Annotated in this window: 12 protein-coding genes; 5 read left to right on the forward strand and 7 right to left on the reverse strand. The window is 67.3% G+C overall.

The window, feature by feature from the left end; all coding sequences use genetic code 11:
• Positions 1–110: 110 nt before the first annotated feature.
• Complete coding sequence (locus ABKS89_RS17630) at positions 111–2381, forward strand: TonB-dependent receptor (protein ID WP_348586325.1); 2271 nt, start codon at positions 111–113, stop codon at positions 2379–2381.
• Positions 2382–3027: 646 nt separating this feature from the next.
• On the opposite strand, the gene ABKS89_RS17635 is transcribed toward ABKS89_RS17630, so the two are convergent.
• Together ABKS89_RS17635 and ABKS89_RS17640 are read right to left on the reverse strand one after the other, a co-directional pair.
• The gene (locus ABKS89_RS17635; RefSeq protein WP_348586326.1) at positions 3028–4404 is read right to left on the reverse strand and encodes an ATP-binding protein; all 1377 of its coding nucleotides are present in this window, start codon (positions 4402–4404) and stop codon (positions 3028–3030) included.
• Positions 4404–5126 carry a response regulator gene (locus ABKS89_RS17640; RefSeq protein WP_138214408.1) on the reverse strand — a complete coding sequence of 241 codons (723 nt, stop codon included), beginning with the start codon at positions 5124–5126 and terminating at the stop codon, positions 4404–4406. The genes ABKS89_RS17635 and ABKS89_RS17640 overlap by 1 nt, the downstream gene beginning before the upstream one ends.
• Before the next feature lie 188 nt (positions 5127–5314).
• Between ABKS89_RS17640 and ABKS89_RS17645 the strand changes: the two genes are divergently transcribed.
• From ABKS89_RS17645 to ABKS89_RS17655, 3 genes are read left to right on the forward strand one after another with little or no spacing between them, the layout of a single operon-like run.
• Entirely contained in the window at positions 5315–6460 is a 1146-nt protein-coding gene (locus ABKS89_RS17645) for an ABC transporter substrate-binding protein (protein ID WP_348586328.1), read from the forward strand.
• Positions 6457–7521, forward strand: coding sequence for a FecCD family ABC transporter permease (locus tag ABKS89_RS17650; protein WP_348586329.1), 1065 nt, complete (start codon positions 6457–6459; stop codon positions 7519–7521). The genes ABKS89_RS17645 and ABKS89_RS17650 overlap by 4 nt, the downstream gene beginning before the upstream one ends.
• The gene (locus tag ABKS89_RS17655) at positions 7518–8297 is read left to right on the forward strand and encodes an ABC transporter ATP-binding protein (protein WP_138214411.1); all 780 of its coding nucleotides are present in this window, start codon (positions 7518–7520) and stop codon (positions 8295–8297) included. Before ABKS89_RS17650 ends, ABKS89_RS17655 begins: the two co-directional genes overlap by 4 nt.
• Positions 8298–8301: 4 nt before the next feature.
• Here the strand turns inward: ABKS89_RS17655 and ABKS89_RS17660 are convergent, their stop codons facing one another.
• Positions 8302–8793, reverse strand: coding sequence for a DinB family protein (locus ABKS89_RS17660; RefSeq protein ID WP_348586330.1), 492 nt, complete (start codon positions 8791–8793; stop codon positions 8302–8304).
• Between the two features lie 116 nt (positions 8794–8909).
• Between ABKS89_RS17660 and ABKS89_RS17665 the strand changes: the two genes are divergently transcribed.
• Positions 8910–9752, forward strand: coding sequence for a LysR family transcriptional regulator (locus ABKS89_RS17665; protein ID WP_138214413.1), 843 nt, complete (start codon positions 8910–8912; stop codon positions 9750–9752).
• 3 nt (positions 9753–9755) lie between these two features.
• Here ABKS89_RS17665 and ABKS89_RS17670 read toward each other — a convergent pair whose 3' ends face one another.
• The 4 genes from ABKS89_RS17670 to ABKS89_RS17685 all read right to left on the reverse strand — a co-directional run bounded on the left by ABKS89_RS17670 (position 9756) and on the right by ABKS89_RS17685 (position 12634).
• Positions 9756–9881, reverse strand: a complete 126-nt coding sequence (locus ABKS89_RS17670; protein ID WP_277873402.1) for a hypothetical protein — start codon at positions 9879–9881, stop codon at positions 9756–9758.
• Positions 9882–9981: 100 nt separating this feature from the next.
• On the reverse strand, positions 9982–10905 hold the full coding sequence (locus ABKS89_RS17675; protein ID WP_348586332.1) for a 2-hydroxyacid dehydrogenase: 924 nt from the start codon (positions 10903–10905) through the stop codon (positions 9982–9984).
• A 109-nt stretch (positions 10906–11014) separates the two neighbouring features.
• Positions 11015–12037, reverse strand: a complete 1023-nt coding sequence (gene souR, locus ABKS89_RS17680) for a transcriptional regulator SouR (protein ID WP_348586334.1) — start codon at positions 12035–12037, stop codon at positions 11015–11017.
• Positions 12038–12160: 123 nt separating this feature from the next.
• Positions 12161–12634: a BRO-N domain-containing protein gene (locus ABKS89_RS17685; RefSeq protein ID WP_348586335.1), complete on the reverse strand. Its 474-nt coding sequence runs from the start codon at positions 12632–12634 to the stop codon at positions 12161–12163.
• Between the last annotated feature and the right edge of the window lie 168 nt (positions 12635–12802).

Raw genomic sequence — 12802 nt, forward strand, 5'->3', positions numbered from 1 at the left:
AGCGCGCCGAGCCTCGCCGGCGATACATTTGCGCCGCCTGGGCCACGGGCCATCACTGTTAGCCTTCCCGCAATGCAAATAACTCGCATTTGCCGGAGAGCTTTCCGTCCATGTCGTCCCGCCTGAACCTCACTCCCGTTACCCGTTCCGAAGCACCTCTCACCCTCGCCCCCATCGTCGGCCTCGCCACCTTCATGGCGATCCCATTGAGTGCCTGGGCAGATCAGCCGCCCTCTGCCGATGACCAGGACGCCCTGGCCCTGCCCGACAGCACCGTGCAGGCCACCCAGGAGTCGCCCTACAAGGTCGACCGCGCCAGCTCGGCGAAGTACAGCGAACCGCTGCGCGATACCCCGCAGAGCGTCACCGTGCTTTCCGAGACGCTGCTCAAGGAGCAGAACGCCCAGAGCCTGAAGGACGCCCTGCGCAACGTGCCGGGCATCACCTTCAACTCCGGCGAGGGCGGTGGCGGCGTCGGCGACAGCCTGACCATCCGCGGCTTCAACGCTGACGGCAATATCTACCGCGATGGCGTGCGCGACCCGGCCAAGTACTCGCGCGACGACTTCTTCAACACCGAGGGCGTGGAGGTCTTCAAGGGTTCCAGCACCGCAGCCTGGGGCGTCGGCGCGGTCGGCGGCGCGGTCAACCTGGTGACCAAGACCCCGCAACTGGACGATTTCAACCTGCTCAGCGGCGGCGTCGGCACGGCCAACTTCAAGCGCGGCACGCTGGACGTGAACCACCGCATCGACGGCCTCGGCGAAGGCGCGGCCTTCCGCGTCAACGTGATGGGCGCCAACACCGGCACCGACGGCCGCGACTGGGTCGGCGACGAGCGCTACGGCTTCGCGCCGTCCCTGGCGCTGGGCCTGGGCACCGACACCCGCATCACCTTGGCCTACGAATACCTGCACGACAACGCCACGCCTGACTACGGCATCCCCACCGTCAACGGCAGCAACGGCAGCTCGCCGCACCGTGCCGGCAGCGCCAGCTGGAGCAGCTACTGGGGCTGGCGCAACCTCGACTACGAGAACAACGAATCGCATCGGGTGAACCTGAAGTTCGCCCACGACTTCAACGATTCGCTGAGCCTGGACAGCCGCTTCACCTGGTTCCACCTGGACCACGACTTCTTCGTCACCACCCCCGGCGGCGACCCGAACGCCGGCGCGCCCGGCATCCAGGCCGGCAAGGGCATCTACCGGCGCAATATCAACACGCCGCTGCGCGAGCAGACCAACGAGACCTACAGCAACCAGACCAACCTGACCTGGCGCGTCGACACCTTCGGCATCGGCCACACCCTGGTCGGCGGCTTCGACCTGAGCAAGCAGACGCTGGACTCGAAAACCGGCGCGCTGACCGCCGCCAGCCGCACCACCATGGGCAACCTGCCGGTGGCCAGCAACGACTGGTCGAAGTACCCCTATGCGCTGGACACCTACACCTCCGCCAAGCAGTCGGTGGAGCAGCTGGACAAGGCCTTCTACCTGCTCGACACGCTGAAATTCGACGAGCACTGGCAGCTGCACCTGGCTGCCCGCCAGGACCACTTCGACACCCGCGTGCTGGACAGCCAGACCCGCGCCAGCCAGAGCGCCGCCTGGGTCGACAAGGGCAGCTCCTCGCAGAACGAGAAGCTCACCAGTGTGCACACCGCGCTGACCTACAAGCCGGTGGAAAACGGCAGCCTCTACGTCAGCTACGCCAACGCCAGGCAGCCTTCGGGCGTGCTCGCCGTGGCGCAGACCGGCAGCATCGCCTCGACCAAGGGCGATCGTGGCAAGACCTACGAAGTGGGCAGCAAGTGGGAGTTCCTCAACGGCCAGCTGGCGCTCAACGGTGATGTGTTCGAGACCAAGCGCCAGCTGACCTACATCGATGACGAGGAGCTTTCCGCCTACACCGGCGGCGAGGAGCGGGTACGCGGCATCGAGCTGTCCGCCAGCGGCAACATCACCCGCAACTGGTCGCTGTACGCCGCCTACGTGCACCAGAACAGCAAGCTGGTGAAGCCCTACAACGGCTCGGACAAGGGCGTGCAACTGGCCAACACCCCGCAGAACGCCCTGAGCCTGTGGAGCACCTGGCAACTGCCGGACGACCTGGCCCTGAGCTACGGCGTGCAGTACGTGGACGACGTGAAGATCTACCCCGGCCTGGGTTCGACCATGACCCGCGCCGGCCAGACCACCGTGCCCGGCTACGTGGTGCATGACGCCATGCTCAGCTGGCAGGCGACCCAGGACGTGCAGCTGCGCCTGAACGTCAACAACCTCTTCGACAAGCACTACTGGAGCCAGTACAACGGCCGCGGCTATGGCGTGCCCGGCGCGAGCCGTGGCGCGGTGCTGAGTGCGGACTATTCGTTCTAAGTGAGGACAGCCTGCGCCGAACCTGCTTTTCGTAGGATGGCGTGGAGCGAAGCGATACCCATGCTGCAGACGGGTATCGAGGCCGCCCGGGGCCGGTTACGGAAACGCTGCTGGCCCGTCCATCTCTTCAACCGCGAACCTGTCCGCCAACAGGACTCCCTCCCCGGAAACCCGACGGGCAGGTTCGCGACCCAATCCCCGCTCCTACAGGGGAATCGAAACCTGTCGATTGTCTGCACGAGGGCCGGCGGGATTTTGTAGGAGCGGGCCATGCCCGCGACCACCGCGACAGCGGTGCCATCGCACAGCACCGGCCTGTCGGCCGGATCGCGGGCACGGCCCGCTCCTACAGGGGAATCGAAACCTGTCGATTGTCTGCACGAGGGCCGGCGGGATTTTGTAGGAGCGGGCCATGCCCGCGACCACCGCGACAGCGGTGCCATCGAACGGCGCCGGCCTGTCGGCCGGGTCGCGGGCATGGCCCGCTCCTACAGGGGAATCGAAACCTGTCGATTGTCGGCACGAGGGCCGGCGGGATTTTGTAGGAGCGGGCCATGCCCGCGACCACCGCGACAGCGGTGCCATCGCACAGCACCGGCCTGTCGGCCGGATCGCGGGCATGGCCCGCTCCTACAGGGGCTGCCCTTCAGGTGCCACGATCGAAGATCAACGTCGCTTCCAGCCCACCGCCGTCGCGATTGCGCAGCTCTAATCGACCATGGTGCGCTGCGGCGATGGTCTGGGCGATGCTCAGCCCCAGCCCATAGCCGCCGGTGGAGCGATTGCGCGACGGTTCCAGCCGGTAGAAGGGCTCGGTCACCCTCCCCAGTTGCTCCGCCGGAATGCCCGGCCCGCGATCCAGCACGCGGATGCACAGGGCCTGTTCGCTGTCCTCGACCTCGATGTCAGCACCACCGGCATAACGGATGGCGTTCTCCAGCAGGTTGAGCAGCGCCCGCTGCAGGCTCAGCGGGTAACCCGCCAGCGGCTGCAATGCGCGCCCGATCAGCGAAACCCGCTCGCCCTGCTCCTCGAAATCTGCCTGCAAGCTCTGCAGCAGCGCGTTCACATCGAGGTTCTGCCGTGCCTCGTCGAGGTCGCTGCCGCTGATGAAATCCAGGGTCGCGGTGACCATGCCTTCCATGTCGTCGAGGTCCTTGCGCATCTTTTGCCGCGCGGTTTCGTCGTCGAGCATTTCGGCGCGCAGGCGCAAGCGGGTGATGGGCGAACGCAGGTCGTGGGACACAGCAGCAAGAAAGCGCATGCGCTCGCCGAGGTTGTGGATCAGCCGCTGCTGCATGGCGTTGAAGGCGCGGGCGGCGCGGCGCACTTCCAGCGGGCCTTCCTCGGCCAGCGGCGGGCGCTGGATGTCCTGGCCCAGGCCTTCGGCGGCGCGCGCCAGCTTGTCCAGCGGACCGATGGCCAGGCGCACTGCCAGCAGGGCCAGCAGCACCACCACGAGGATGCGCAGCAGGTACAGGCGCAGCAGGTAATCCAGTGCCACGTCGAGGGTCGACTGGCTGCTCCAGCCCTGCCCTTCGATCATCGCGATGCGCAGCCAGCGGCCATCGTCCAGCGGCGCTTCCAGCAGCAGGTGCGCCTTGGCGCCATTGCCGGTGAACAGCCCGGTCAGCCCGCTGCGCTCGCCGGCACCGTCATGCAGCTCAACGCGCAACAGGCGCAGACCCTGTGAGTCGCCGCCCTGATCGTGAACCGCCCGACGAAGCAGGCGCTCGGCTGCTGGGTCGAAGGAGCCATCCGGCTCGTCCGCCGAATCCACCAGGCGCGCCGCGAACCCCGGCCGATCGAGCGCACTCAGCGCCTGCGTAAAGCTCCCCGGCTGACGCTGGTGCAGGTGCTGCAGATCAGTCAACCGCGCGGCCGCCAGGCGCAGGGGAATCTCCAGCGCCTGGGTGTGGCGCACGTCGTACCAGATGCTGCCGGTGAGCACCTGGGCGGCGATCATCCCGCCCACCAGGATCACCACCAGCCGCCCGAACAGCGTGCGCGGCCACAGGCGCATCAGACGCTGACCACGTCTTCGGCGGTGAGCATGTAGCCCTGGTTGCGCACGGTGCGGATCAGCTTCGGCGACTTCGGATCGTCTTCCAGGTGCTGGCGCAGGCGACTGACGCAGACGTCGATGGCGCGGTCGAATGGCAGGCGCTCCTTGTCGAACACCTGGCGCAACAGGAAGTCGCGGCTCAGCGGTCGATTGGGATGCTGCAGCAACAGGCGCAGCAGGCGGAAATCGGAACCGGCCAGGGCGATGCTCAGGCCGGCCGGCGAGCGCAGGTGACGGGCGCGGGTATCCAGCTCCCAGCCGGCGAAGCGCAGGGTCGCCGCCTCGTCCACCTGGGCGCGCTGCGGGAAACTCTGCACCCGGCGCAGCACCACCTTGATCCGCGCCAGGAGCTCGCGCGGGTCGAAGGGCTTGGGCAGGTAGTCGTCGGCACCCATCTCCAGACCGATGATGCGGTCGATCAGCGTGCCGCGTGCGGTGAGCATGATCACCGGCACGTCGCTGCGCGCGCGCAGGTCGCGGCACAGGGTCAGGCCGTCCTCGCCGGGCAGCATCAGGTCGAGCACCACCAGGTCCACCGGCTGCACTTCCAGCTGGCGCTGCATCTCGCGGCCATCGGCGGCGGCGGACACCTGGTAGCCCATGCCCTTGAGGTAATCGGCCAGCAATTGGCGGATCTCGGGATCGTCGTCGACGACGAGGATGTGGTCTGGCCTGGACATCGGGAAACTCGCGGCGGGTCGCTATCGTTCCGACTGTCGGCAGGGGCTGCACGGCGCAAATGTAATGGAATGTTGTGGCGCGGGATTTCGCGCCCCTCCAATACAAAGCCGCCCGGCTCACCCGCGACGGCGGCGGTAGAGTGGATTGCAAATGCGATTAATTCTACTTCATGCCCAGGTCGTTCCGCATGCCCTTCCTGTCGTCCCGCGCTTCCCGCTCCCGTCTGACCCAGTCCCTCGCCACCCTCGCCCTGCTCTGCCTCGGCTGGTTCGGCCTCGCCCTGCCCGCCCAGGCGCTCACCGTCACCGACGTGCTCGGACGCAAGGTCGAAGTGAACGGCAACGCCCAGCGCGTAGTGCTGGGTGAGGGCCGACTGTTCTTCGCCCTCGCCCTGCTCGACCGCGACAATCCCTTCCAGCGCGTGGTCGGCTGGCAGAACGACGTGCGCCTGCTCGACCCGCATACCTTCGACGTCTACGCCCAGCGCTTCCCCCAGGTGAAGCAGATTCCGCTGATCGGCCAGGCCTCGGAACAGAGCGTCAGCGCCGAGCAGATCCTCGCCCTGAAGCCGGACCTCGCGGTGTTCAGCATCGCCGGCGAAGGCCCGACCCAGCACAGCCCGATCGCCGACATCCTCGCCGCCGCCGGCGTGCCGGTGGTGTTCGTCGATTTCCGCGTGCACCCCATCGAGGGCGTGCGCACCAGCCTGACCGCGCTGGGCGCAGCGCTCGGTCGCCAGGCCGAGGCGGACCAGTACCTGAAGTTCTACGACACCCACCTGCAGCGCATCCGCGACGGCGTGGCCGGGCTGGATGACGCACACAAGCCGAGCGTGTTCCTCGAGCTGCTGGCCGGCGTCTGGCAGGCGCCGGGCCACACCACCGGCAAGAGCGGTCTGGGCAGCGTGATCGACGCGGTGGGCGGACGCAACATCGCCGCCGGCGTGGTGCCCGGCGCGCTGGGCGACATCAGCGTGGAGTACGCCCTGTCGGCGAAACCGGATATCTACATCGCCACCGGCAACCGCAATCCGGGGCTGATCCTCGGCGCCGGCGTCAGCCAGCAGCAGGCCCGCGAGAGCCTGCAGAAAGTCCTGCAACGCCCAGAGTTCGCCACCCTCGACGCCATCCGCAACGGCAAGGCCCATGGCCTCTGGCACGACTTCTACAACTCGCCGTTCAACATCCTTGCCATCGAAGCCATGGCGCGCTGGGTCCACCCGGAGCGCTTCGCCGATCTCGATCCGGCAAAGACCCAGGCGCAGATCAACCAGGACTTCCTGCGCATCGGCCTGGACGGCACCTACTGGATCGACGCCGGCAAGCCTGAATGAACGTTGCCGCCGACAACATCGACCTGCAACTGGCGCGCCGTGAGCGCCGGCTGCAACTGCGCCGCCGTGGGGCGGTGCTGGTGGTCCTGCTCGCCCTGCTGCTGGCCTCCATGGCCTGGGACCTGCTCAGCGGGCCGTCCGGGCTGACGCCTGCCGCGCTGTTCCATGGCCTGCTGCATCCGGGCGAACTGGAACCGAGCCAGCGGGTGATCATCTGGAACGTGCGCCTGCCCTACGCGGTGATGGCGCTGCTGGTGGGTGGCGCGCTGGCCCTGGCCGGTGCGGAGATGCAGACCATCCTCGACAACCCGCTGGCCAGCCCCTTCACCCTCGGCGTGTCGTCTTCCGCTGCACTGGGCGCCTCGCTGGCGATCTTCTTCCACCTGGGCAACGCCTGGCTTTCCGCCAACGCCGCGGTGTCGCTGATGGCCTTCGTCTTCGCCTGTCTTTCGCTGGTGCTGCTGCAACTGCTCTCGCGCCTGCGCGGAGGCGGCGTGGAAAGCCTGGTGCTGTTCGGCATCGCCCTGGTGTTCAGCTGCAATGCGGCGGTGGCGCTGCTGCAGATGATGGCCAGCGAGGACGTGCTGCAACAGCTGGTGTTCTGGACCCTCGGCAGCCTCGCCCGCGCCGACTGGCGCAAGGCCGGCGCGCTGGCCCTGGTGCTCGCGCTCTGCCTACCGTTCTCCCAGGCCGCCGCATCGAAGCTCACCGTGCTGCGCATGGGCGAGGACCGCGCCCGCAGCCTCGGCGTGGACGTGCGCCGCCTGCGCCGCTTCGCCCTGCTGCGCATCTGCCTGCTGTCGGCGTGCGCGGTGGCCTTCGTCGGCACCATCGGCTTCATCGGCCTGGTCGGCCCGCACATCGCGCGCATGCTGATCGGCGAGGACCAGCGCTTCTACTTGCCGGCCAGTGCGCTGGTCGGCGCGCTGCTGCTGTCGCTGTCGTCGGTGGCCAGCAAGCTGCTGATGCCGGGATTGATCGTGCCGGCAGGCATCGTCACCGCGTTGGTGGGCGTGCCGATATTCGTCGCGCTGATCTGCCGGGGAGGACGCAACGCATGAGCCTGCTCGCACAGAACCTGACGGTTGCCTACCGCCGTCACGCGGTGGTCCACGATGTGACGCTGCCGGAACTCAAACGCGGCACCCTCACCGCCCTGATCGGCCCCAACGGTGCGGGCAAGTCCACCCTGCTGCGCGGCCTTGCGGGCCTTGAGCGTGTACGCGGCGACCTGAGCCTGGACGGCCAGTCACTCGCCTCGCTGTCGGTCGGCGAACGCAGCCGGCGCATCGCCTACATGCCGCAGAACCTGCCCGGCGGCATCGCCCTGAGTGTGCTCGACGCGCTGCTCGCCAGCCTGCGGGTCAACCCATTCGACACCGAACTGCGCCGCGCCGACCCGCTGGCCGCCGCCCTCGAAGCACTGCGCCGGGTCGGCATCCTGCACCTGCGCGACCAGCGCCTGGACCGCCTCTCCGGCGGCCAGCGACAGATGGTCAGCCTGGCCCAGCTGCTGGCGCAGCGCCCGCAGGTGTTGCTGCTGGACGAACCCACCAGCGCGCTGGACCTGAACTACCAGCTGCGGGTCATGCAGTGCGTACAGGAGGAAGTGCGCCGCCATGGTCTGATCGCCATTGCCGTGCTCCACGACATCGGCCTCGCCGCGCGCTACGCCGATCAGCTGGCGGTGTTGCACCAGGGCCGGCTGGTCGCAGCCGGGGACGCCGAGAGCATCCTCACACCGTCGCTGTTCGGCGCGGTCTACGGCGTGCAGGCGCGGGTGGAACGCTGCTCGCGGCAGACCTTGCAGATCATCATCGACGAAGTGGCCTGCTGAGCCCTCAACCTTCGCGGCGCTCGGGCTGGGTGGCGTGCACGAACACCGTGTAGGTGTCCGCTGGGTGCGCCACGCCGGCCTGGTCCAGCGCGCGGGCAATGGAGCCGCGGTGGTAGGTGGCGTGGTTGAGGATGTGGAAGAACATTTCCTCGCGGGTCAGGCTGCCGCTGCGGCCATCGGTGAAACGGAAGCGGATGACTTCCGCCGCGCGCTCCGGAGTCAGCGCGGCAAGCTGTTCGACGTACCACTGGCCGGAGGTCAGCAGGCGCTCGCGCAACTCGTCATAGCCGGGTACTGCCTGGGTGTTGGTGGCCGGGTGCGGGTCCGCCTCGCCGCTCAGGCGCGCGCGGAACAGGTCCTCGACGATGGCCATGTGGTTGAGCTGCTGGAGGGCAAAGGCGTGTTCTTCGGGGAAACGCTCGGGCTCGATCCGGGCGATGGCATCCAGTGCCCGGCGGTCCGACCAACATTTGTAGGCGAAGGCCTGGCTCAGCATCGCGATTCCTTGTCAGCAGCTACTCAAGACGAAGGCAGCACTGTAGCGCATCCGGCGCTTGGGTTGTGCCGGCCCAGCTGCCAGACTGACGCCAGCCCCAAGGACGATTCGCTGCCATGAAAACCCCTGATATAGAAGCCATCCGCGCCTTCCTGCTGGTCGCCGAGCTGAAGAGTTTCACCCGCGCCGCCGAAGCCACCGGCGCCACCCAGGCGGCCATCAGCCTGAAGATCAAGCGTCTGGAGGAATCCCTCGGCCGCCCGCTGCTGGAGCGCACGCCGCGCCGCGTCACGCTGTCGGCCCACGGCTCGGTGTTCCTCGCCAGCGCCCGCCGCCTGCTGGCCAGCTACGACGAAACCCTGCGTTGCTTCGACACCCCGCGCCGTACCCTGCGCATCGGCGTCAGCCACCACATCCTCGGCGCCGACCTGAGCCATTGGCTCAAGCGTCTGGCCCAGGCCGACCCGGAGGTAATAGTCGCCTTCAGCCTCGGCACCTCGCGGCAGATGCTGGAGAGCTACGAAGAAGGCGCGCTGGATATCGCGCTGATCCTGCGCCACGACAACCGCCGCCAAGACGGCGAGGTGATCGGCAGCGAACGCTTCGGCTGGATGGCCGCCGAGTCCTTCGAACTGGAGGATGGCTCGCCGCTGCCGCTGGCGATCCAGCCGGCGCCCTGCGGCATGCGCAGCATGGTCGAAAACGCGCTACAGACGCAGAGCCGTAGCTGGACCGAAGCCTTCGTCGGCTCGGGAATTCTAGCCATTGGCGCGGCAGTGTCGGCCGGTATCGGCATCGGTGCCATGGTCGAACGCATGGCGCCATCAGGTTGCACGGATGTGCGCGAACGCTTCGGCCTGCCGGAGCTGCCGCCCCGCGACGTGGTGCTCTACAGCGCCCATCGCGACGCCCAAACCCGCGCGCTGATCAGCACGCTGAGCCAGGCTATCGCCGTCTGACGTTCAGTGCAGCAGCACACCCACGCGCGCCAGGAACGACGCCAGCGCAAGGATCAGCGAGCCGCACAGGGCGACGGCGGCAAAGTGGGTGAAGGCGAAGTCGCGGGCTTCGATCGGTTCGTGGTCCATGAACGGCAATTCCTGAACGGCGGTTGGGAGCCGCCAGTATCGAAAGTGCCGTGCGGGACAAACAGCGCGCGCCGGCTATTTCAGTGATAAGCGAAACGCGTCAATAACCGGTCTGACGATTCACCGTGTGCAGCAGTTCGGCGCCTTGCAGGTCGCGCAGGATGTTCTTCGCCACTGCCGCCGCGCCACCCTCAACCTGCATGGTGCTGGCGATGTGCGGAGTGACCCAGACGTGCGGGTGCGACCACAGCGGATGGTCTTGCGGCAGCGGTTCCTCGCGGAATACATCGAGGATCGCCGCGCCGACCTGCCCCGCATCCAGCGCCGCGACCAGATCCGCTTCCACCACGTGCTCTCCGCGGCCAACGTTGATCAGCCCCGCCCCCTTGGGCAATTGCGCCAGCGTCTCGCGGTTGAGGATGCCGCGGGTGCTGTCGGTCAGCGGCAGCAGGTTGACCAGGATGTCGCACTGCGACAGGAAGATCTGCAGCTGCTCGGGGCCGGTGTAGGTCTGCACCCCGTCGATCTGCCGCTCGGAGCGGTTCCAGCCCAGCAGCTGGAATTTCAGGTGACGCAGTTGCGCGACGCACGCCTGACCCAGCTGGCCGAGGCCCATCACGCCGACGCGGCTGCTCGCCGCCGGCAGGATGCTCAGCGGCTCCCAGACCTGACGGGCCTGCTGCACGCGGTAGGCCGGCATCTCGCGGTGCAGGGCCAGCGACGACATCACCACGAACTCAGCCATGATGTCGGCCAGGGAATCATCGACCATGCGCACCAGCGCCACCGACTCGGGGATCCTCGACAGGTCGAACTGATCGACCCCTGCGCCCGCCGCGAACAGCACGCGCAGGCCGGTGTAGCGCTCGATATCCTCGACCGACTTCCAGGTCAGCAGGTAGGTGACGCGCGCCGGGTCAACCGCCTCGAAGCCTTCGACGAATTCCAGGTCGGGCACCTGGGCGGCCAGCAGGGCCCGCCACTTCTCGGCGTGTTCGGGTTCGGCGTTGTAAAGAAAGATCACGTCCTGTTCCTCGCTCTTGTTGTTCGCACGTCCTGGCAGTTAACCAGCCACGCCGCGCGAGGAACAACACTGTCGAAGCACTGCGGGCCCGCAGACCGACCCACCCTGCTTACTTGGCCGAGCGCACGCAGCCAAAGCGCACTTCCTTCGACGGCGAATGGCCGAAGAAGGACGTGTAGCACTTGCTGAAATGGCTGGGCGAAACGAAGCCGCAAGCCAGCGCCACTTCCACCAGCGACAGGTCGGAATGCTGCAGCAGGCGCCGGCTTTCGGTGATGCGCAGCTCCAGGTAGTAGCGCACCGGCGAGGTGCCCAGCTGCTCCTGGAACAGCCGCTCCAGCTGGCGTTTGGAGCGGCCCACGCACTCGGACAACTGGTCGGTGCTCAGCGGCTCCTCGATGTTCGCGCTCATCAGGTTGAGCACGTCGCGCAGCGGCTGGGTCATCTTCTCGTGCAGTGCCGGGCGGGTGCGCCGGTAGCGCGATTCCTCGAAGGCGAGGATATCGACGATACCCTCCACCAGCTCGCGGCCGTGCAGGTTGTGAATCCACTCCAGCACCAGGTTGAAGGCACCGGTCGGGCTGCCGGCGGTCAGGCGGTTGCGGTCGAGGATGTAGCTCTCGGCGGTCACCACGCTGTTGCGCGCGACCTCCGCCAGCGAAGCACGGTTTTCCGGGTGCACCGCGCACTTGTACCCATCCAGCAAACCGGCCTTGCCAAGGAACCAGGCGCCGTTCCACAGGCCCGCCAGGACGATGCCGCGCTCGTCGGCGAGGTGCAGCAGACGACTCAGGTTGGGCATGTCCTTGAGCGGCGTGCGCAGGCCGCCGCAGACCACCAGCAGGTCCATGTCCAAGTATTTGCTTTCCAGCGCGGAGGCCGGGCAGATCACCAGGCCCAGGTCGCTGGTGACCGCTTCGCCATCGAGGCTGTAGGTGCGCGTGGCGAAGGCGCCTTCGCGGATCAGATTGGCGGTGACCAGGGTGTCCAGCGCCTGGGTGAAGGCCGGTAGCGAGAAGTTCTCCAGCAGTACGAAACCGACCTTGCGTGGCCCCTGCGAGTCAGCTTTCCGCTCGCCGACGAAGCGCAGGTTCTGCCCCTGCATGGACTCGCTGAACTGTCGTCTTTCCACTGCTGCGTACCCCTGCAATTTCTTCTCGGCAGAGGCAATCACCGGCCGGTTCGCCCGACACAGAGCCTTGCCTGCCGCTTGTGGAAGCGGATTATACAAACGCCCTGGCGCCGGGCTACTGCTTCACCCCCGGCGCCACCACCGCCCGCGCCGCTCCTCGCGCATCAGCCTCGGCACCTCGCCCATCGGTACCCAGTACTCGCCCTGCCAGTCCAGCACCGCCAGCGGCCGCCCTTCCCCCCGGGCTTGCAGGCGTTTCGGCAGGCCCGACGCCACCCGGCCCTGGTCCCTGAGCGTGGGCAACACATGGCCGGTGAGCCACATGCGCAACTGCCGATGCTCCGGATCACGAAATCGCTGCAGGACGTGAAAGGCGCCAAAGTCACTGACCAGCAGTGCGTCCTCTTCGCCGCTGCCGGTCACCAGGCGCACCTCGCGAAAGAGGTCCTCATCCATTCGAAGCACATAGGCTTCGACCCGCTCGCGGATCAGATAACCCAGCTCGCGAGCGACCAGCCAGGGCTGGTTGTCGATCAACACGCCGCGCAGGGAACGGTTGTAGCGATGGAATACGGTGGGAACGTAGATGTCGTCCATTGAGATAGGCCCATATATGACTGTCCTTGAAACCGCCTCATCCGTCGCCAAACGGATTGGGAGGCGGAACCGCGCAGGGTTGGCGAACCGGCAGTCATCACCCGGCAGACCCGAAGGTCTCCCTGCGCGGCTCGCCATAGCAAAGCACTGCGGCCGCAAAACAGCGGC

Source organism: Pseudomonas sp. LABIM340 (assembly GCF_040017195.2).
Classification (GTDB): domain Bacteria; phylum Pseudomonadota; class Gammaproteobacteria; order Pseudomonadales; family Pseudomonadaceae; genus Pseudomonas.

Excerpts from the sequence above, each read along its gene's own strand:
- ABKS89_RS17630 (WP_348586325.1), top strand. The coding sequence starts at position 111 with ATGTCGTCCCGCCTGAACCTCACTCCCGTTACCCGTTCCGAAGCACCT.
- ABKS89_RS17635 (WP_348586326.1), bottom strand. The coding sequence starts at position 4,404 with ATGCGCCTGTGGCCGCGCACGCTGTTCGGGCGGCTGGTGGTGATCCTG.
- ABKS89_RS17640 (WP_138214408.1), bottom strand. The coding sequence starts at position 5,126 with ATGTCCAGGCCAGACCACATCCTCGTCGTCGACGACGATCCCGAGATC.
- ABKS89_RS17645 (WP_348586328.1), top strand. The coding sequence starts at position 5,315 with ATGCCCTTCCTGTCGTCCCGCGCTTCCCGCTCCCGTCTGACCCAGTCC.
- ABKS89_RS17650 (WP_348586329.1), top strand. The coding sequence starts at position 6,457 with ATGAACGTTGCCGCCGACAACATCGACCTGCAACTGGCGCGCCGTGAG.
- ABKS89_RS17655 (WP_138214411.1), top strand. The coding sequence starts at position 7,518 with ATGAGCCTGCTCGCACAGAACCTGACGGTTGCCTACCGCCGTCACGCG.
- ABKS89_RS17660 (WP_348586330.1), bottom strand. The coding sequence starts at position 8,793 with ATGCTGAGCCAGGCCTTCGCCTACAAATGTTGGTCGGACCGCCGGGCA.
- ABKS89_RS17665 (WP_138214413.1), top strand. The coding sequence starts at position 8,910 with ATGAAAACCCCTGATATAGAAGCCATCCGCGCCTTCCTGCTGGTCGCC.
- ABKS89_RS17670 (WP_277873402.1), bottom strand. The coding sequence starts at position 9,881 with ATGGACCACGAACCGATCGAAGCCCGCGACTTCGCCTTCACCCACTTT.
- ABKS89_RS17685 (WP_348586335.1), bottom strand. The coding sequence starts at position 12,634 with ATGGACGACATCTACGTTCCCACCGTATTCCATCGCTACAACCGTTCC.